21 protein-coding genes are annotated in these 18,966 nt (G+C 37.6%); 18 read left to right on the top strand and 3 right to left on the bottom strand.

What is annotated here, in order from left to right; genetic code table 11:
* From yqeH to COJ96_RS20000, 7 genes are read left to right on the top strand one after another with little or no spacing between them, the layout of a single operon-like run.
* The gene (gene yqeH, locus COJ96_RS20030; RefSeq protein ID WP_098575569.1) at positions 1 to 1,107 is read left to right on the top strand and encodes a ribosome biogenesis GTPase YqeH; all 1,107 of its coding nucleotides are present in this window, start codon (positions 1 to 3) and stop codon (positions 1,105 to 1,107) included.
* A 32-nt stretch (positions 1,108 to 1,139) separates the two neighbouring features.
* A complete protein-coding gene (gene aroE / locus COJ96_RS20025; protein ID WP_098575568.1) occupies positions 1,140 to 1,979 on the top strand; it encodes a shikimate dehydrogenase in 840 nt (279 codons plus the stop codon).
* Positions 1,973 to 2,263, top strand: coding sequence for a ribosome assembly RNA-binding protein YhbY (yhbY, locus tag COJ96_RS20020; RefSeq protein WP_098575567.1), 291 nt, complete (start codon positions 1,973 to 1,975; stop codon positions 2,261 to 2,263). Before aroE ends, yhbY begins: the two co-directional genes overlap by 7 nt.
* Before the next feature lie 24 nt (positions 2,264 to 2,287).
* The gene (locus tag COJ96_RS20015) at positions 2,288 to 2,857 is read left to right on the top strand and encodes a nicotinate-nucleotide adenylyltransferase (RefSeq protein ID WP_098575566.1); all 570 of its coding nucleotides are present in this window, start codon (positions 2,288 to 2,290) and stop codon (positions 2,855 to 2,857) included.
* The gene (gene yqeK, locus COJ96_RS20010; protein ID WP_098575565.1) at positions 2,847 to 3,413 is read left to right on the top strand and encodes a bis(5'-nucleosyl)-tetraphosphatase (symmetrical) YqeK; all 567 of its coding nucleotides are present in this window, start codon (positions 2,847 to 2,849) and stop codon (positions 3,411 to 3,413) included. Before COJ96_RS20015 ends, yqeK begins: the two co-directional genes overlap by 11 nt.
* Positions 3,414 to 3,416: 3 nt before the next feature.
* Entirely contained in the window at positions 3,417 to 3,773 is a 357-nt protein-coding gene (rsfS, locus tag COJ96_RS20005) for a ribosome silencing factor (protein ID WP_098575564.1), read from the top strand.
* Positions 3,770 to 4,531 carry a class I SAM-dependent DNA methyltransferase gene (locus COJ96_RS20000; protein ID WP_098575563.1) on the top strand — a complete coding sequence of 254 codons (762 nt, stop codon included), beginning with the start codon at positions 3,770 to 3,772 and terminating at the stop codon, positions 4,529 to 4,531. Before rsfS ends, COJ96_RS20000 begins: the two co-directional genes overlap by 4 nt.
* A gap of 55 nt (positions 4,532 to 4,586) precedes the next feature.
* On the opposite strand, the gene comER is transcribed toward COJ96_RS20000, so the two are convergent.
* Positions 4,587 to 5,411 (bottom strand): late competence protein ComER, encoded by an 825-nt coding sequence (comER, locus tag COJ96_RS19995; protein WP_098575562.1) that lies wholly within the window; start codon positions 5,409 to 5,411, stop codon positions 4,587 to 4,589.
* An 87-nt stretch (positions 5,412 to 5,498) separates the two neighbouring features.
* On the opposite strand from comER, the gene COJ96_RS19990 reads away from it, so the two are divergent.
* The 3 genes from COJ96_RS19990 (at position 5,499) to COJ96_RS19980 (ending at position 9,078) form a co-directional block, all read left to right on the top strand.
* Positions 5,499 to 6,140 (top strand): helix-hairpin-helix domain-containing protein, encoded by a 642-nt coding sequence (locus COJ96_RS19990; protein ID WP_098575561.1) that lies wholly within the window; start codon positions 5,499 to 5,501, stop codon positions 6,138 to 6,140.
* A 73-nt stretch (positions 6,141 to 6,213) separates the two neighbouring features.
* Positions 6,214 to 6,672 carry a ComE operon protein 2 gene (locus tag COJ96_RS19985; protein ID WP_098575560.1) on the top strand — a complete coding sequence of 153 codons (459 nt, stop codon included), beginning with the start codon at positions 6,214 to 6,216 and terminating at the stop codon, positions 6,670 to 6,672.
* A 78-nt stretch (positions 6,673 to 6,750) separates the two neighbouring features.
* Complete coding sequence (locus COJ96_RS19980; RefSeq protein ID WP_098575559.1) at positions 6,751 to 9,078, top strand: DNA internalization-related competence protein ComEC/Rec2; 2,328 nt, start codon at positions 6,751 to 6,753, stop codon at positions 9,076 to 9,078.
* Positions 9,079 to 9,150: 72 nt separating this feature from the next.
* Here the strand turns inward: COJ96_RS19980 and COJ96_RS19975 are convergent, their stop codons facing one another.
* On the bottom strand, positions 9,151 to 9,285 hold the full coding sequence (locus COJ96_RS19975; RefSeq protein ID WP_026563518.1) for a YqzM family protein: 135 nt from the start codon (positions 9,283 to 9,285) through the stop codon (positions 9,151 to 9,153).
* A gap of 304 nt (positions 9,286 to 9,589) precedes the next feature.
* Here COJ96_RS19975 and holA point away from each other — a divergent pair, with 304 nt between their 5' ends.
* The gene (holA, locus tag COJ96_RS19970; RefSeq protein ID WP_098575558.1) at positions 9,590 to 10,606 is read left to right on the top strand and encodes a DNA polymerase III subunit delta; all 1,017 of its coding nucleotides are present in this window, start codon (positions 9,590 to 9,592) and stop codon (positions 10,604 to 10,606) included.
* A 44-nt stretch (positions 10,607 to 10,650) separates the two neighbouring features.
* Here holA and rpsT read toward each other — a convergent pair whose 3' ends face one another.
* The gene (rpsT, locus tag COJ96_RS19965) at positions 10,651 to 10,911 is read right to left on the bottom strand and encodes a 30S ribosomal protein S20 (protein WP_098575557.1); all 261 of its coding nucleotides are present in this window, start codon (positions 10,909 to 10,911) and stop codon (positions 10,651 to 10,653) included.
* Positions 10,912 to 11,122: 211 nt separating this feature from the next.
* Between rpsT and gpr the strand changes: the two genes are divergently transcribed.
* From gpr to grpE, 7 genes are all read left to right on the top strand, one after another.
* Positions 11,123 to 12,247, top strand: coding sequence for a GPR endopeptidase (gene gpr, locus COJ96_RS19960; protein ID WP_098575556.1), 1,125 nt, complete (start codon positions 11,123 to 11,125; stop codon positions 12,245 to 12,247).
* Positions 12,248 to 12,372: 125 nt separating this feature from the next.
* Complete coding sequence (spoIIP, locus tag COJ96_RS19955; protein ID WP_098575555.1) at positions 12,373 to 13,575, top strand: stage II sporulation protein P; 1,203 nt, start codon at positions 12,373 to 12,375, stop codon at positions 13,573 to 13,575.
* 19 nt (positions 13,576 to 13,594) lie between these two features.
* Positions 13,595 to 13,921: a DUF3679 domain-containing protein gene (locus COJ96_RS19950; RefSeq protein WP_098575640.1), complete on the top strand. Its 327-nt coding sequence runs from the start codon at positions 13,595 to 13,597 to the stop codon at positions 13,919 to 13,921.
* A 116-nt stretch (positions 13,922 to 14,037) separates the two neighbouring features.
* Positions 14,038 to 15,873 (top strand): translation elongation factor 4, encoded by a 1,836-nt coding sequence (gene lepA / locus COJ96_RS19945; RefSeq protein ID WP_098575554.1) that lies wholly within the window; start codon positions 14,038 to 14,040, stop codon positions 15,871 to 15,873.
* Between the two features lie 79 nt (positions 15,874 to 15,952).
* Positions 15,953 to 17,086, top strand: a complete 1,134-nt coding sequence (gene hemW / locus COJ96_RS19940) for a radical SAM family heme chaperone HemW (protein WP_098575553.1) — start codon at positions 15,953 to 15,955, stop codon at positions 17,084 to 17,086.
* A gap of 132 nt (positions 17,087 to 17,218) precedes the next feature.
* Positions 17,219 to 18,250, top strand: coding sequence for a heat-inducible transcriptional repressor HrcA (gene hrcA / locus COJ96_RS19935; RefSeq protein WP_098575639.1), 1,032 nt, complete (start codon positions 17,219 to 17,221; stop codon positions 18,248 to 18,250).
* 106 nt (positions 18,251 to 18,356) lie between these two features.
* A complete protein-coding gene (gene grpE / locus COJ96_RS19930) occupies positions 18,357 to 18,956 on the top strand; it encodes a nucleotide exchange factor GrpE (protein WP_373561729.1) in 600 nt (199 codons plus the stop codon).
* Positions 18,957 to 18,966: the final 10 nt, after the last annotated feature.

Below are 18,966 nucleotides of genomic sequence, written 5' to 3'. Positions count from 1 at the left end.
GTGAGTGAACATCAACATATATGTATGGGTTGTGGAGTAAAAGTTCAAACCGATAACCCAGAGGAACTAGGATATGCACCAACATCAGCTTTGGAAAAGGACATGATTATCTGCCAGCGATGTTTTCGTCTTAAGCATTATAATGAAGTTCAAGATGTCAGCTTAACGGACGATGATTTCTTGAAAATATTAAATGAAATGGGTAAGTCAGATGCTTTAATTGTCATGATTGTCGATATTTTTGATTTTAATGGCAGCTGGCTCCCAGGGTTACACCGTTTTGTTGGAAGCAATAAAGTGCTTCTTGTCGGGAACAAGGTAGATTTGTTACCCAAATCTGTAAAACATAGCAAATTAATTCATTGGATGAAACACGAGGCAAAAGAACTTGGATTAAAGCCGGAAGATGTATTCCTTGTTAGTGCAGCGAAAGGGTTGTTTGTTCGAGAAACCGCGGCCGCCATTGATGAGCATCGAAACGGTAAAGACGTCTATGTTGTGGGTTGTACAAATGTTGGGAAATCTACCTTTATTAATCGAATTATTAAAGAGGTAACTGGTGAAACCGATGTAATTACCACATCTCATTTTCCAGGAACGACATTGGATATTATCAAAATTCCGCTCGATGATGAAAAGTCATTAATTGATTCTCCTGGTATTATAAACCATCATCAAATGGCGCATTTCGTTGATAAGCAGGATTTAAAAATTATTACCCCTAAAAAGGAAATCAAGCCTAAAGTATTTCAATTAAATGAAGGTCAGACTTTGTTCTTCGGCGGGTTGGCTCGCTTTGATTATATTAGCGGCGGCCGTAGGTCATTTGTTTGTTATGTCTCCAATGAATTAAATATTCATAGAACTAAAATGGAGAATGCCGATGAGCTTTATGAAAAACATGTGGGGGAAATGTTAACTCCGCCACGTATGAATCAAATCGATTCCTTTCCGGAACTTGTGAAACAGGAATTTATCATAAAAGAAGCAAAAACAGACATTGTTTTCTCTGGGCTTGGATGGATTACTGTTAATGAGCCTGGTGCAAAGGTAGCTGCTTACGTGCCTAAAGGGGTACAAGCATTAATTCGGAAATCCTTAATATAAAAAGACAATGCTTAATGGGTGGGGGAATACTGGTGAAGAAATTATATGCTGTTTTAGGGGATCCAATCGGACATTCAATGTCTCCGTTTATGCTTAACGATTTATTTTCCTTTTATAACATGGATTCCGTTTATTTACCATTTCATGTAAAGTCTGAGAATTTACAAGATGCTGTCAAGGGTTTAAAGGCGGTGGGTGTCGGTGGATTCAATGTAACTGTCCCACATAAAAGCAACATTATTCCCTTTTTGGATGGTATAGATGAATTGGCTGTAAATATCGGAGCGGTCAATACAGTTGTGAATGAGAATGGTCAATTAATTGGCTATAACACGGATGGTCCTGGTTTTTTAAAAGGATTAAATGCTATATTACCTAATTTAACAGGCCAAAAAGTTTTAATTATTGGAGCGGGCGGCGCAGCGAGAGCCATCTATTTTACCTTGGCAAAGGAAAACACTCAGAGATTAGACATTGCCAATCGTACAATGGATCGGGCTATTGGATTGATCAATGATTGCCCTTATTCCGTTGATTCTCGAGCGTGTTCTTTTGAAGAAGCCATTGAATCATTAGGTGAATACGATTTAATTATTCAAACAACATTGATTGGCATGTCTCCCAAAATTTATGAGCAGCCGATAGCAATAAATAATGTACGGAATCAGTCAGTCTTTTGTGATATCATATACAATCCACTTGAAACACAATTTTTAAAAGACGCACGTCAAAATGGAGCAAGAATCCAAAACGGAATAGATATGTTTGTTTATCAAGGTGCGCTGGCTTTTGAAAAATGGACAGGAATATTCCCGGATGTAGAAAGAATGAGAGATAATGTGTTAAAACAACTAGGAGGAAAAACATGTTAACAGGAAAGCAAAAAAGATTCTTACGTTCAATGGCCCACCACTTAGATCCTATTTTTCAAGTAGGTAAAGGGGGAGTAAATGAAAATATGATTAAGCAAATTGCTGATGCACTTGAAGCAAGAGAGCTTTTTAAAATCAGCGTCTTGCAAAATTGTGAAGAAGACAAAACCGTCGTTGCTGAGCAATTAGCAGAGGGTACAGGAGCAGAAATTGTGCAACTAATTGGTAACACGATAGTTCTCTATAAAGAGTCTGTAGAAAAGAAGACAATCAAGCTTCCATAATTGAATGTATAAGGAGACGAGCTCATGAAAAAGGTGGGGATATTGGGAGGAACCTTTGATCCTCCGCATTACGGACATCTTTTAATTGCAAATGAGGTTCTTTCCAGCCTTCATCTAGATGAAATTTGGTTTATGCCAAATCAAGAGCCTCCACATAAGAAAAAATCGGAATCGATATCAAATGAAGACCGCCGGCAAATGCTTGAATTAGCCATCAAAGGAAATGATGCTTTTCGAGTCGAAACGATTGAACTTCATAGAAAAGGCCCTTCTTATACAGTCGATACGATGAAAATGATCAATGCCCAGTATTCTGACCATCAATTTTTCTTTATTATTGGCGCTGATATGATAGAATACCTCCCAAAATGGCATAAAATTGATGAGCTGATTAAACTGGTCCAATTTGTTGGAGTTGAAAGACCAGCATATAGCAGTCAAACTGAATACCCTGTCCTTTACGTAGATGTGCCAGCAATGGATGTATCATCGAGTATGATACGAGAGAGGGTAAAAAACAAACAGACCATTCGGTATCTATTGCCGGATTCGGTCATTCAATATATCGAGGAGAAGCATTTGTATGGAACGTGAAGCGGCCTTAGAACTTGTTAAGAAACAATTAACCGACCATCGCTATCAGCATACCTTAGGAGTAATGGAGACAGCAATTGTCCTTGCAAAGCAATATGGCGGCGATGAACAGAAAGCAGAATTAGCAGCCATTTTCCATGATTATGCAAAATTTCGGCCGAAAGAAGAAATGAAGGAAATTATCGCTAGTCAAGGATTCCCAGAGGATCTACTTCATTTTAATTCAGAATTGTGGCATGCCCCTGCTGGTACGTACTTGGTGGAAAAAGAAGCGGGCATAACCGACCCTGAAGTGTTAGATGCTATTCGTTATCATACATCAGGAAGACCAGGAATGACCCTTTTAGAAAAAATAATCTATTTAGCCGATTACATCGAACCTGGCCGCCATTTTCCAGGTGTGGATGAAGTAAGAGAAATGGCGAAAGAAAATTTAGATAAAGCATTAATTATGGCAATTAAAAATACAATTAGCTTTTTATTAAAAAAGAATCAAACGGTTTACCCTGATACATTCTATACGTACAATGACCTAATCGCGAAACTGGAGGATTGATTCATGGATAATCATGAACTACTAAAAATTGCAGTTAAAGCTGCAGATGATAAACGAGCAGAAGACATCCTTGCTCTAAATATGCAGGGGATTTCCCTCATTGCGGATTACTTTATCATTTGTCATGGTAATTCCGATAAACAAGTTCAGGCAATTGCAAGGGAAATAAAAGAAAAAGCCCAAGAACATGGATGTGAAGTAAAAAGAATAGAAGGCTTTGATGAAGCTAGATGGGTATTAATTGACCTTGGCGATGTCGTTGCCCATGTATTTCATCGTGATGAACGAAGCTATTATAAGTTGGAACGCTTATGGGGCGATGCACCAATGGAAGATATCCTTAGTGAGTTAAATACATGAGTTATCAACAATTCGCTTATCTTTATGATGAATTAATGAAGGATGCACCCTATGAGGAGTGGGTCGAATTCGTTAAAGATAGGTGCGTAAAATATCATGTTGAGGGCACTCGCTTACTTGATTTGGCATGTGGCACGGGTGAATTATCTGTCCGTTTAGCCCAAGATGGTTTTCAGGTAACGGGTGTCGATTTATCTGAGGATATGCTAGCAGTGGCCCATGCAAAAGCTGAGGAAACAGGGCTAAGAATTCCATTTTTTCAACAGAGTATGACAGATTTGGAAGGACAGGCGGAGTTTGACGTCATTGGTATTTTGTGTGACTCGTTAAATTATCTGCAAACTGAGGACGAAGTTAGGGAAACTTTTTCAAACGTTTTTCAGCATTTGAGCACTAAGGGAATTTTCCTCTTTGATGTCCATTCCATTTATAAAATAGCTCATCTATTTATAAATCAAACATATGCTTCAAGTGAGGAAAATGTTTCCTTTATTTGGAATAGCTTTGCTGGAAAAAGTCTAAATAGTGTCGAACATGAGCTGAGTTTCTTTGTTCTGGACGAACAGACTGGTAAGTATGACCGCTTTGATGAGCTTCATTTTCAACGTACATATACCATACAGCAATATTCAAACTGGTTAATTGAGGCCGGTTTTGAATTGCTGGAAGTCAGTGCGGATTTTGAAAACACAGACCCTCACTCACAATCAGAACGAATCTTCTTTGTAGCAAGAAAACATAAAGAAAGCCATCTATAAAAAAAGATGGCTTTTTTATCATAATAAAAAAGGAATTTGTCAGTTCATAGCGAAATTAATAATTTGAGAATTGTGATTCGACTTTATCAAGGTCGTCTTTAAATTTTGCTTTTGTTGCCTGAAAGATATGTTCAAAAACATCCCCGAGTTCATTATCCAATACTTTTATTCCTTCACCTGTAATTCCGCCCTTAACACATACCTTATCTTGTAGTGACGGCAAGGTGTAATGCCCTTGCTTTAATAATTCACCTAGTCCGACAATCATTTCACTAGCCATCGTCGTAGCATCTTTTTCATTAATTTCAGTCTCTTTAACTGCCGCATTAATGAAGCTTTGGAGTAGATAACTGAAAAATGCAGGACCACAACTTACGATATCAGAGGCCGCCCTCGTTATTTTTTCGTTGATATGGACTGGTACTCCAATTTTAGTAATTAATTCTTCGATCTTCCTCTTCCATTTCTCACTGCAATTTTCTCCATAGGTAATCAGCGTTACCCCGGATAAGGCCCGATTAGTAATACTTGGAATTACTCTTGCGACTGAACAGGAAACCTTTTTTTCAATTTGGCTTGTACTGATAGGACTCGTTATCGTGATTACACATTTTTTTGGACTTAACCGTGGTTTAATTTCATGTAAAATTTTATATACATCTAATGGTTTGACACAAACAAATACCAAGTCGGACTCAGCAGCTACTTCTCCTGGATTTGCCCCAACCTTTATTTCTTTATATTTATCTTTAAGCAACAAGGCTTTTGATTTTGTTCTGTTTGTAATCATCATAGAAGCAGGGGAAATGGCTTTTCCTTCAATCATGGCTTCTACCAACATGCTCCCCATATTACCAGTACCGATAATACCTATATTCATTGTTCCGACCCTCCTCACATGCAATTATTCTTTTATAACCATATGAAATCAGGTAGTGAAATATACCTTTAGAAAGGAAGGATCAAAGTGAAAGACTGGTTGATTGAACACAAGATTTCTGTTTTGCTGGGGGCTTTATTAACTTTAGGTGGTATTTATTATTTTTATGTTAGTGATTCTGCAACCACTTCCCCAGTTAACACACTTAGTATGGAAGATAAGGTTCAAGAGAATGTGGGGGAAGGAGGAAGTACCCAATCCGACAACAAACCTGAACTACCAGAAAAAATTATGGTGGATGTGAAAGGACAAATTAAACGGCCTGGAGTTTATCAAGCAAATACGGGTGAAAGAGTAATTGATGTTATTAGCCGGGCTGGCGGTTTAACGGATAAAGCAGACCAAGGCATGGTGAATTTTGCCGAACACGTCAAGGATGAAATGATCATTTACATACCCGCAAAGGGAGAGGAGGGACTTTCTTCACCTATTACCTCATCAGGTAACCCATCTTCATCAGTTGGTAGTCAAAATGAAGCAAAAATTAACATTAATAAGGCAGATGAATCAGAACTGCAGAATCTTCCTGGCATCGGTCCAGCTAAGGCAGCGGCCATCATCGAATATAGGAATACAAGCGGCCCCTTTAAAACGGTTGAAGATTTAAAAAACATCAGCGGGATTGGAGACAAAACGTTTGAAAAATTAAAGGATTTGATTGCAATATAAAAAATCTTTATTTGACCAAAAAGGACAAGCACTATTACACTAATAGAGAACGATCAAAAAAGGAGTGGGAGAAGTGGAGAGAATTTCTTGGGATCAATATTTTATGGCACAAAGCCATTTGCTCGCACTTAGAAGCACATGTACCAGGTTGACCGTGGGTGCAACCATCGTTAGAGATAAACGAATAATTGCCGGGGGCTACAATGGTTCCATAGCGGGCGGTGACCATTGTATTGATAAGGGGTGTTTTGTAATTGACAATCACTGTGTCAGAACAGTCCACGCAGAAATGAATGCATTGCTGCAGTGTGCTAAATTTGGTGTTCCAACCGCTGACGCTGAAATTTATGTCACCCATTTCCCGTGTCTTCAATGCTGTAAAGCAATTATTCAAGCGGGGATTAAAACGGTTTATTACGCAGAGGATTACAAAAATCATCCGTATGCAATTGACCTTTTTAAACAGGCAAACGTTACAATTGAAAAAGTTGCTTTAAACGAGTCAGTGATGGATTTACGGGTGGTTAAATAATAATTTTTCAAATGGACGCCGGTTATGTGCCGGCCTCCCTAAATCTAAATAAATGAAATTCTAAATGGAGAAAATCGAATGAATGGAAAATATCTTTATTTTGCCATTGCCGCTTTATTTGGTGTATTATCTGCGCTCTCTAAGTTCCTTCCCTTTTTCTTATTACAAGTCTTTGTTCTTTATCTTCTATATATTTACAAACGATTTTCCACCTTGCAACTAACAAGTATCACCGTTTGTTTCTTGATATTCTTTTTTATTGGTCTTCATTCTAATTCAATAAATAAATCGGTTATCCCCGCTCCTACAACAACTTTTACGCTTCAATATACTCAAGACCCCAAAATTGATGGCGATCTTTTACAAGTGCAAGCAATCGAACAACGCTACAAGGAGAGGGTCTTAATTCGTTACAAAATTTCATCTGAGCAGGAAAAAACGAATTTAAAAACAGAAATGTTTTATCAAAGATTATGTACCGTATCTGGTACCTTAGAAAAACCGGCGATCGCCAAGAATCCTAATGCGTTTAATTACCGGGCTTATTTAATGAGGAAGAACATTTATTGGATAATAGAAGTACAAGAAAATCCGCTTCAACATTGTATTCCGCTGAAACCTTCTCCGTTAGTGATCATCAAACAATTGCGTTATACAGGAATTAACTACCTCGAGTCGCACTTTCCCGTGGAAATTGCTTCCCTTTCAGCTGCATTAATTTTTGGCGACACAAATTTATTTGACCCAGATGTATTATCAGCTTATCAAAAAACGGGTCTTGTCCATTTACTTGCAATCTCTGGTCTCCATGTCTCCTTATTAATCGCGATGGTTTTTTATCTTGGGGTCCGCTTCGGACTTACGAGACAGTTCATGATTAATTTCCTTCTAATCATCCTTCCAATCTATGTGATATTAACTGGTAGTTCGCCCTCTGTTATTCGCTCAGGACTAATGATTTTTGTTGTCTTACTTACTGTGAAGTGGCGCACTCGACTGAAGTTACTCCCGCTTGATGCCATTAGTTTGGCTTTTATTGCTTATTTAATAGTTAGTCCAATGGTGGTTTTTGATGCAGGCTTTCAACTATCTTTTGCAGTGAGTCTAGTCATCATTTTATCTGCTAATAGTATTCTTACAGATTATGCTAATCATTTAACACGGATGCTTGCGACTTCATTAGTTGCTCAATTAGGGGCACTGCCATTCTTGCTGTATCATTATTTTGAGGTTTCATTAATTGGCATTATCGCCAATTTGGTCTATATTCCGCTCTTTTCATTTCTATATCTACCGGGATTATATCTTTTGTTTTTTATTCAGTTTATTTTCGGAACAACTCCACCATTTCTTACTAAATTCTTTTTAATCATGATTACTGTCGCTAATCACCTTATTGAATATCTCGCCGATTTTACTTTCTTCCATTTTACTCCCGGGAGACCCAATTTGATTTTACTCATCACTTATATTTTACTGCTGCTTGCTATTTTTTATCTTTGGGAGTCAAAAACGTATCCCAAAAGAAAGGCTTTCCTGATCTTTTTAAGTATCATGTTGGTAATTTCACAAAAAAGTTGGAACTGGTTATCCCCATACGGGGAAGTAACAATGATTGATGTTGGTCAAGGGGATAGTATCTTAATCCATTTCCCGCATTCAAAAGGGACCTATCTCATTGATACAGGTGGAACCATGCACTTTGCTGAAGAAAAATGGCGAGAACGTGCAGAACCCTTTGAAGTGGGAAGGGATGTAGTTGTTCCATTTTTAAAAGGAAAGGGAATAACGCAAATTGATAAACTAATTTTAACACATGGGGATATGGATCATATTGGGGGGACAGTTTCAATTATAAAAGAGCTTAAAGTTAAACAAATCATAATGCCTGCCGTGGTTGAACCATCGAGTACTGAACTTGATATTATTAAGGAGGCCAAAAAATTAAATATTCCAGTCATAAAAGTTTCTGCCGGCGATCAGTGGACAAATGAAGAAAATGGCTTTTTTATTGTGTCGCCAGAAAAGGATTATAAGGGAGAAAGAAACGGCGGGTCCATTGCTTTTATTGCTCAATTAGGAGGTGTAAGTTGGTTTTTCGGAGGAGATCTAGATCAAGCAGGGGAAGAGAAAATCATACATCAATTTCCTCATTTACATATTGATGTGTTAAAAGCAGGTCACCATGGCAGTAAAACTTCAAGTGCAGATACTTTTATTAACCAAATAAAACCAAAAGTCGCCCTCATTTCAGCAGGTGAAAATAACCGCTTTGGTCATCCCCATCAAGAGGTGCTTAAACGGTTAGAAAAAACAAATACGATTATTTTTCGTACAGATCTACAGGGGGCAATCACCTATAAATTTTATCATCAAAAAGGAACCTTTTACCCGTATTTACCATAAGATAAAGCATCTTAATAATTAAAAAAGACTGCATCATTGCAGCCTTCTACGTTACACATATGTAGCCAATCATTACGAACCGATTACCTTAATGACTGTTGCAACAATAAACATTATGGCAAAAAAACCAAAAGAAACCCCAAATCCTACCCCTGAATCAATTGCGTCGTTTCGTTTACTTTGCACATCTTTTTCAAATTCATTCACAGTCTACCCCTCCTATTTCACAATATAGTATAAGTCATTCTCGAAAAAAAATCCAGCATACATCAAATTGCTTTCCACAACTGACAAGAGTTGTCAAAATAGTGAGACGGATAAACGGCTAAACTATATTTACTTAAGGAACTCCGCCAGACAATAGAATATCCTAGGGCTTCTATTGCGGGCGTTCATTATAGATAGGGAATTAGCACTTTTTAAATAAGGGCTAATTCCTTTTAAAATGCTTGTCAAATTGGCCAAGCTTCTTTACCATAGGTATGAATGGAAAGAAGGGGAGCGCTGAAACATGGTAATGGATAGTTGGAAAAAAATCAAACAAAAGGAATTTGCTCCTATTTATTTATTGTTTGGAACTGAGTCTTTTTTAATTAATGAAACAAAGGAATTACTACTCAATCATATTTTAACCGAAGAAGAGAAGGATTTTAATTTTGCTAGTTATGATTTAGAGGAAACGCCAATCGAGGTGGCTATCGAAGATGCTGAAACCTTTCCTTTTTTAGGAGAAAAAAAAGTTATCTTTTTACATAATCCTGTTTTTTTAACAGCAGAAAAGTCCAAGGATAAGGCGGTACATAATTTATCCAGGTTCGAAATGTATTTGAAAGAGCCTTCGCCTTATTCGGTGTTGGTTATTTCCGCGCCGTACGAAAAGTTAGATGAACGGAAGAAAATAACAAAGGAATTAAAAAGAAATGCTGAAGTTGTTGAGGCAAAAAAGTTAAATGAACATGACTTAAAGAACTGGGTTAAGGGCAGGGCCAAGAACAGCGGGATTGAATTCGAGCCAAATGCAATCGACCAATTATTGGCATTAGTTGGAACTAATATGTTTATGATAACCAGTGAAGTAGATAAATTGGCTTTATACGCAGCAGGTGAAAAAAGAATAGACATAGGACTAGTAGAGAAATTAGTTGCACGCTCGCTTGAGCAGAATATTTTTACACTCATTGAAAAAGTCGTCCAGCGAAAACTTGATGAAGCGTTAAGGATTTATTACGATTTGCTAAAACAAAATGAAGAACCGATAAAGATTTTGGCCTTGCTTGCAGGGCAATTTAGATTGATTTACCAAGTAAAGGAATTATCGAGGAGAGGGTATGGGCAGCAGCAAATTGCTGGTTACTTAAGAACGCATCCTTTCCGTGTTAAGTTGGCACTCGGACAAGCAAATAAATTTACGGATGAAGAATTGGCTCATTTAATCGACCTTCTTGCTGATGCGGATTACCAAATGAAAACCGGTGGAATGAATAAATCTTTATTGATTGAAATGTTTCTATTTCATTTAAAGAAATAAAAAAAAACGATTCCTTTAGAAGGGAATCGTTTTTTTTCTCTAAATTAAAGAGCGTTAGTCTTCTTCATTAGACGAGATTTTTTACGAGCAGCAGCATTTTTGTGGATAAGACCTTTTGCAGCAGCCTTGTCTAATTTACTAGCAGCAGCAGCAAATACTTCTTTAGCAGCAGCACCGTCGTTAGTAGAAATTGCAGCTTCTACTTTCTTAACAGCAGTACGCATTGCAGATTTCGCAGTTGTATTTTGAGCGTTACGAGCTTCACTTGTTTTTACACGCTTAATAGCAGATTTAATATTAGGCATTACTTTCACCTCCTACAAAGAATCGAGACTATATGAACTCGACTTAACATTCCTAAGAAATAATTCAGAACATGAAATATTTTATCAAATGGAAGGCTATAATGCAATACTGTTTTCGAAGAAGAATATCATTTGCATGAATTAAGATGGTAAGGGCAAAAATAGGAAATAGTTGCTAGACTTTTGAAAGATTTGATGGGAGTGAATATTAATGGATGAGTCAATTGACTTGAGTCAATATTCTGTTCGAACGGATTTGGCGATTGAAGCAAGAGAGATGGTCCTTACACAGCAAAAAGGGTCAGTCGGGCAAGAGAAAGATCTTTCGCACATTGAAGGCGTGATTATTAAGGAAAAAGATGTTGATGACATAAAAGTGTCCTTGGTCGAAGTAACCGAACAAGGGGCCGACCAGCTAGGGAAAAAACCTGGTCGATATTTAACTGTTGAAGTACAAGGGATTCGCCAGCAAAACACAGAGGTACAGCAAAAGGTAGAGGAAATTTTTGCTAGAGAGTTCTCCTACTTTTTGGAGGGATCTGGGATCAAAAAAACGGATTCATGCCTTGTGGTGGGGCTAGGCAATTGGAATGTGACCCCAGATGCCCTAGGACCGATGGTGTGTGAAAATTTGCTGGTCACCCGTCATCTGTTTCAGTTACAGCCGGAAAATGTAGAAGAAGGCTTCAGGTCCGTTAGTGCCCTTTCACCAGGTGTAATGGGATTAACGGGGATTGAAACAAGCGATATTATTTTTGGTGTAGTGGAAAAAACAAAACCTGATTTTGTTATTGCTATTGACGCACTTGCATCTCGTTCGATTGAACGAGTTAATTCAACTATCCAAATTTCCGATACAGGTATACACCCTGGCTCGGGGGTAGGTAATAAGAGAAAAGAATTGAGTAAAGAAACCTTAGGAATACCTGTTATTGCAATTGGGGTTCCGACCGTGGTAGACGCTGTATCCATTACTAGTGATACCATTGATTTTATACTAAAGCATTTTGGAAAAGAGCTTAAGGAGGGCAATCGTCCTTCAAGAGCGCTCGCACCTGCAGGCATGAGTTTCGGTGAAAAGCGAAAGTTGACTGAAGAAGACTTACCTGAAGAAAAGCACCGGAAGACCTTTCTTGGAATGATTGGGACATTAGAAGATGAGGAGAAAAGGAAATTAATTTATGAAGTTTTATCGCCAATTGGTCATAATCTAATGGTTACTCCTAAGGAAGTTGATGTTTTTATTGAAGACATGGCCAATCTAATTGCCAATGGTTTAAATTCTTCACTTCATGGTGCTGTTGATCAAGGTAATGCTGGCTACTATACAAAATAAAGGATGATGAGAGGCATTTTTCAAATCTATTTATTTGAAAGGATGCCTCTTAAGTTAAAATTCGGGTTCTACCAATTCTAGTAGCTTCATATCATTTACTAGAATCCGTTTTGCGAGGTGGAACCATGAAGGCTAGAAATTCAGGAACTTTTGTTATGGTGCAAGGGACAAGTCTACTTAAAGCCGCTGGATTATTGTTACTATTTATGCTTTTGATTTTCTCTATTAGTGGGTTGTTAACCTCGTTAAAGCCACAATATCGACCGATGTCGTCTTCAGTAAATCAGGCAGCTACAAATGTAAATGGGGAATTGCTCTATCAATTAATGGGTTGGGAAAATCATCATTTCTTATCCGTTGAACAAGATTGGACCTCAGCTCCAACATTAACGAACCTTGTATTTAAGCTATCAAGCAATATTAATTTGAATGATCCCCGAAGTCTCTTAGGAAGAGAACTCCCAGGTTTTTATGAATTTGATGGAAAAATTCTAGTCGCTGGTGAGGGGACGAACTACACAAATATGCCGATTGAATCTGCCCCGCCGCTTGATATTATGAAAGCGGAACGAGAGGCAGCCTTGACAGATTTAGAAATTACCGAGCATCCATCTAGTGAGAATACCCCGTCAGCACCAGATCAAACCACTGGTAATCGGAAGGTAGTCTATCTATACTTCTCGCATAATCGGGAATCCTATCTTCCATATTTAAAAGGGGTAACAAATCCCAACCTTGCATATCATTCGAAAATCAATGTGATGAATATTGGTGATCATTTAAAAGCAAGTCTCGAGGACAGAGGAATCGGAACAACTGTTAATAAAACAGACATTCAGGCGAGCTTAAATAAGAAGGGGCGGAAATTTTGGCAATCCTACGATGAATCCCGTCCGGTGGTTCAAGCAGCCATGGCATCAAACAAAGATATAAGTTATTTGATTGATATTCACCGGGATTCTCAACGAAAAGCACAAACAACCGTGGATATTAAAGGTAAATCCTATGCGAGACTGGCCTTTATTATCGGGGGGAAGAATCCTAATTATGAAAAGAATGCAAAACTTGCAAAAGCTCTCCACGAACTTCTTCAAAAGAAATATAAAGGCTTAAGCAGAGGAGTAATTATTAAAAATGCAGCCGGTTCAAATAGTATCTATAATCAAAACCTCTCTGAAAATGCCATGTTGATTGAATTTGGCGGAGTAGATAATAGCTTTGAAGAATTAAATCGTTCCGCAGATGCCTTAGCGGATGTATTTAGTGAATTTTACTGGCAGGCTGAAAAGGTTAACAAGGATGTTGAACAATCAACAAAAAAACAATAGTTGTAAGGGAGCATTTTTTATGAAGATGTTCATGTTAAAAAGCCTATGCTTGGCTGCTCTCATGTTAATCTCTGTTTTAGTAGGTATGCAATTGGCTAATGATGGTATTCACAAAATGAAAGGCTATGATGATCCAAATTTTCAAAATGCTGTACGTTTAAATGGGGCAGACAATAACTTTCAAGCTACCTTTTTGGGAAACGAAATCTCAAGTCATGATCTAGAGGCAAAGCAAAAGAAACTCGAACAAATAAGTGCATATAATTTTTTCTCTTCTATGGGGAAGAAGATGTCTGAGGGGATATCAGGGGTTTCTGAAAAATTAGTTCATCTTATTGCTGATTAAAATAATTGAAGTGGCACCAGTTAGGTGCCGCTTTTCGATTTTGATTGAATCTTGTTAATCCTATTGATATAATTCAAAATAGTGTATATGTGCGAGTATAGTAGGAGTGAAAGACCGTGAACAATAATGAAAGACTCAAACGACAATCAAAGATTAGAAATTTCTCAATTATTGCCCATATTGATCATGGGAAATCAACATTAGCTGACCGAATTTTGGAGAGAACCAATGCATTGACCTCTCGGGAAATGAAAGATCAGCTCCTTGATTCGATGGACCTTGAAAGAGAACGTGGAATTACTATTAAATTAAATGCCGTCCAGTTAAAATACAAAGCAAAAGATGGAGAAGAGTATATTTTCCATCTAATTGATACACCAGGACATGTCGATTTTACGTACGAGGTATCAAGGAGCCTTGCAGCATGTGAAGGGGCTGTTTTAGTCGTTGACGCTGCACAAGGAATTGAAGCACAGACACTAGCCAACGTTTATCTTGCCCTTGATAACGACCTTGAAATCTTACCCGTCATTAACAAAATTGACTTACCTAGTGCAGATCCAGAGCGTGTTCGAGGTGAAATTGAAGATGTTATCGGTTTGGATGCTTCGGAAGCCGTATTAGCTTCAGCAAAGGCTGGGATTGGGATTGAAGAAATCCTTGAACAAGTCGTTCAAAAAGTCCCTGCACCACAGGGAGACCCAGAAGCACCATTAAAGGCCCTTATTTTCGATTCCCTTTATGATGCCTATCGAGGTGTTGTCGCGTACATTCGTGTGGTCGAAGGAACCGTTAAGGTCGGCGATAAAGTAAGAATGATGGCTACAGGGAAAGAATTTGAAGTAAATGAGGTAGGCGTATTTACTCCAAAAGCAACTATGCGTGATGAGTTAACCGTTGGTGATGTTGGCTTTTTATCAGCATCAATAAAAAATGTCGGGGACACTCGTGTGGGTGATACGATTACAAATGCAAAAAATGGGGCAACAGAGCCACTTCCAGGTTACCGGAAACTAAACCCAATGGTTTATTGTGGACTTTACCCAATTGATACAGCAAAGTTTAATGATTTGCGTGAAGCGCTTGAAAAGCTTCAGTTAAATGATTCTTCACTTCAATTTGAACCAGAAACATCGCAAGCACTTGGATTTGGTTTCCGTTGTGGATTCTTAGGATTGCTTCACATGGAAATTATTCAAGAACGGATTGAACGTGAATTTAAAATTGATTTAATAACGACTGCACCGAGTGTTATCTATCATGTTCATATGACAGATGGCTCCGAAATAAGGGTCGACAATCCATCAGATTTACCGGATCCACAAAAGATTGACCGTGTGGAAGAGCCATATGTGAAAGCTACAATGATGGCTCCAAATGATTATGTAGGGACCATTATGGAACTTTGCCAACAAAAACGTGGTATTTTTGTGACAATGGAATACCTGGCAGAAAATAGGGTTAGTATTATCTATGAGATGCCATTAGCAGAAATTGTCTATGATTTCTTTGATCAATTGAAATCAAGCACAAGAGGTTACGCATCCTTTGATTACGAGCTCATTGGTTATAAACCTTCCAGCCTAGTTAAGATGGACATATTGTTAAATGGTGAACAAGTGGATGCATTAAGCTTTATTGTTCATAGAGACTTTGCTTATGAACGAGGGAAGATTATTGTTGAAAAACTGAAGGAGCTAATTCCAAGGCAGCAGTTTGAAGTTCCGATTCAGGCAGCAGTAGGTCAGAAAATTATTGCTCGTTCTACAATTAAGGCTATGCGTAAAAACGTTTTAGCCAAATGTTATGGCGGAGATATTTCTCGTAAACGAAAATTATTAGAAAAGCAAAAAGAAGGTAAAAAGCGGATGAAGCAAGTAGGATCCGTTGAAGTACCACAAGAAGCATTTATGGCTGTCTTAAAAATGGACGATAGCAACACAAAAAAATAAACTAGCTGGGGGTTAGGACAAGCCATATTTTTAGGCGAATTCTAGCCTCTTTTTGTTGAAGAATAAGGAAGTGAACGAAATGATTAAATCAGCCTATCTCCATATCCCTTTTTGTGAGCATATTTGCCATTATTGTGATTTTAATAAAGTGTATCTAAAGGGTCAGCCGGTTGATGATTACCTAAAAGCACTTGAACAAGAAATGAAACTGACTTTAACCCAATTTCGAACAACGTCTCTTGAGACGATATTTGTGGGTGGGGGTACACCGACATCGTTAACTGAGAAGCAACTTTATCAATTTTGTGAAAGTATTAACAGAATTTTACCAAAGGATGAGACTATAGAATTTACCTTTGAGGCGAATCCTGGTGATTTAACGGAAGGAAAATTAGAAATATTAAAAGAGGCCGGGGTCAACCGGATTAGCCTTGGAGTTCAAACGTTTAATGAGGAACTACTGCAGAAAATCGGCCGTGTCCACAAAGCGAAAGATGTTTACCAAACCATTGATAAAGCAAAATCTATAGGTTTTGAAAATATCAGTATTGATCTTATCTTTAGTTTACCTTCACAAACTCTTACGGATTTCAAGGAAACATTAAAAGAGGCTTTTTCACTTGATATCACACACTATTCTGCCTATTCCTTAATCATTGAGCCAAAAACTGTTTTTTATAATTTATTAAAAAAAGGAAAACTGCCAACTCCTGGTGAGGATGTGGAAGCTTCGATGTACGAATTGCTAATGGAAGAAATGGAAAAGCATGGTTTCAACCAATATGAAATTAGCAATTTTTCTAAACCAGGGTATGAGAGCAGACATAACCTTACCTATTGGAATAACGATTCCTATTATGGGTTTGGGGCAGGTGCACATAGCTATTTAAATGGGATAAGACGTTCGAATATTGGTCCCTTAAAAAGGTATATGGAGCAAATAAACAATGGCAGCCTACCGGTAATGGAAGAACATCAAACATCAAAAATTGAGCAAATGGAAGAGGAAATGTTTTTGGGGCTGCGAAAAACTGCCGGTGTTGCCATTCCTCATTTTATTGAAAAATTTGCGGAAGATCCCCTTCAATTATTCGAAAAAGAGATTAGAGAATTAACGGCAAAACAGTGGTTAGATGTGGGAAAAAATCATATATTTTTAACAAAAAAGGGTAGACTGCTAGGAAATGAGGTATTCCAGGCATTTTTAAGGTAAGCAAGATAATAATTATTGTCTTGATATGTGCGGTTTCCTGTTCTTTTTGATTGACACCATCCCCCTTCATTTGATAATTTATTAATATAATTAGCACTCGTTAACTAGGAGTGCTAACAGAGGTGATGAATGTTGCTAACAGATCGTCAATTGTTAATTCTTCAGGTTATTGTTGATGACTTTATTCGATCTGCCCAACCAGTCGGCTCAAGAAGTTTGTCGAAAAAGAAAGAGATTTCTTTCAGTTCGGCAACCATTCGTAATGAAATGTCCGACCTTGAAGAGTTGGGGTATATTGAAAAGACACATACCTCTTCAGGTCGTGTCCCATCTGAAAAAGGATATCGCTATTATGTGGATCATTTATTGTCTCCGCAAGTATTAAATCAACATGATACATCTATCATTCAGTCGATTTTTGCTGAGAAAATTTTCGAATTCGAAAAAATTATCCAAAGGTCCGCGAAAATATTATCGGACTTAACGAATTACACATCAATTGTTCTTGGTCCGGCTGTTAGTATTAATAAGTTGAAAAAAATTCAAATTATCCCTTTAAACAAAGAAACAGCCGTAGCTATTTTTGTTACAGATACGGGCCATGTAGAAAATAGGACTTTTTCATTACCAGCATCAGTAGATGCCAGTGATTTAGAAAAAACAGTGAACATTTTGAACGATCGTTTATCCGGCGTACCTCTCGAAGACCTGAATGATAAGATTTATAAAGAAGTAGCGATGCTTTTAAGGCAGCATATCCATGATTATGACTTAATGCTGCATACTATCGCTGATTCATTAAAAATGCCAGTTAATGAAAAACTTTTCTTCGCTGGAAAGACCAATATGTTAAGCCAGCCAGAGTTTCATGATGTATCAAAACTTCGCAGCCTATTAACGATGATTGATCAGGAAGAGTGGATGTATAATTTAATCAGAAATGATTCAGCTGGAATTCAAGTTAAAATTGGTACGGAAAATAATAATAGTGTCATGGATAATTGCAGTTTAATCACAGCTACCTATACGGCTGGTGTTGAAAATTTAGGGACGATTGCCATTCTAGGTCCTACAAGGATGGAATATTCCCGAGTCATTAGCTTATTACAATTTTTAAGTAAGGATTTAACGGCTGTCTGGACGAAATTGTATCAAAATAAATAGCTCGGGTAATATTGAATAGGGGTGAAATACCTGTTTCAACCCCCTTTTCCTATGAAAATGAATTATCCTATAAATGACAGTAAATGCTTTAAGGGAGGTGAGTAAGTTGACAAACGAGAATAACAATACGTTAAATGAAGAAATGGAAGTTGAAAGTACTGATAATGTTGAACTTACCGAAGAAAAAACGGTTGAGACTGTTTTTGACGAAGGTGCAGCAACAGAACAAACAGAGGATTCACCGGTTGATGAAAAAGACCAAGAAATTCAATTATTGAAAGAAAAGTTAGAGGAAGCAGATAATCGATATCTACGCTTGCAAGCAGACTTTGATAATTTCCGGAGACGTTCTAGGTTAGATCTAGAAGCGAGCCAAAAATATAGAGCACAAAAACTTATTACCGATTTATTGCCTGCAATTGACAACTTTGAAAGAGCAATGAAAATTGAAGCAGATAATGAACAAACTAAGACACTTCTACAAGGAATGGACATGGTTTACCGCAGTTTGCTTGATGCCTTGAAAAATGAGGGTGTTGAACCAATTGAATCTGTAGGTAAAGAATTTAATCCACATCAGCATCAAGCTGTCATGCAGGGTGAAGATGAGAATTATGGTCCAAACATTGTAACGGATGAATTTCAAAAAGGTTACTTATTAAAAGACCGTGTGATTCGAGCTGCAATGGTGAAAGTAAATCAATAAAACTACATAT

Origin of the sequence: Bacillus sp. AFS073361, from assembly GCF_002567005.1 — a bacterium.
GTDB lineage: Bacteria > Bacillota > Bacilli > Bacillales > Cytobacillaceae > Neobacillus.
This window is presented reverse-complemented; position numbering and strand designations above follow the sequence as displayed.

Excerpts from the sequence above, each read along its gene's own strand:
- yhbY (WP_098575567.1), top strand. The coding sequence starts at position 1,973 with ATGTTAACAGGAAAGCAAAAAAGATTCTTACGTTCAATGGCCCACCAC.
- COJ96_RS20015 (WP_098575566.1), top strand. The coding sequence starts at position 2,288 with ATGAAAAAGGTGGGGATATTGGGAGGAACCTTTGATCCTCCGCATTAC.
- yqeK (WP_098575565.1), top strand. The coding sequence starts at position 2,847 with ATGGAACGTGAAGCGGCCTTAGAACTTGTTAAGAAACAATTAACCGAC.
- rsfS (WP_098575564.1), top strand. The coding sequence starts at position 3,417 with ATGGATAATCATGAACTACTAAAAATTGCAGTTAAAGCTGCAGATGAT.
- COJ96_RS20000 (WP_098575563.1), top strand. The coding sequence starts at position 3,770 with ATGAGTTATCAACAATTCGCTTATCTTTATGATGAATTAATGAAGGAT.
- comER (WP_098575562.1), bottom strand. The coding sequence starts at position 5,411 with ATGAATATAGGTATTATCGGTACTGGTAATATGGGGAGCATGTTGGTA.
- COJ96_RS19980 (WP_098575559.1), top strand. The coding sequence starts at position 6,751 with ATGAATGGAAAATATCTTTATTTTGCCATTGCCGCTTTATTTGGTGTA.
- holA (WP_098575558.1), top strand. The coding sequence starts at position 9,590 with ATGGTAATGGATAGTTGGAAAAAAATCAAACAAAAGGAATTTGCTCCT.
- rpsT (WP_098575557.1), bottom strand. The coding sequence starts at position 10,911 with ATGCCTAATATTAAATCTGCTATTAAGCGTGTAAAAACAAGTGAAGCT.
- gpr (WP_098575556.1), top strand. The coding sequence starts at position 11,123 with ATGGATGAGTCAATTGACTTGAGTCAATATTCTGTTCGAACGGATTTG.
- spoIIP (WP_098575555.1), top strand. The coding sequence starts at position 12,373 with ATGAAGGCTAGAAATTCAGGAACTTTTGTTATGGTGCAAGGGACAAGT.
- COJ96_RS19950 (WP_098575640.1), top strand. The coding sequence starts at position 13,595 with ATGAAGATGTTCATGTTAAAAAGCCTATGCTTGGCTGCTCTCATGTTA.
- hemW (WP_098575553.1), top strand. The coding sequence starts at position 15,953 with ATGATTAAATCAGCCTATCTCCATATCCCTTTTTGTGAGCATATTTGC.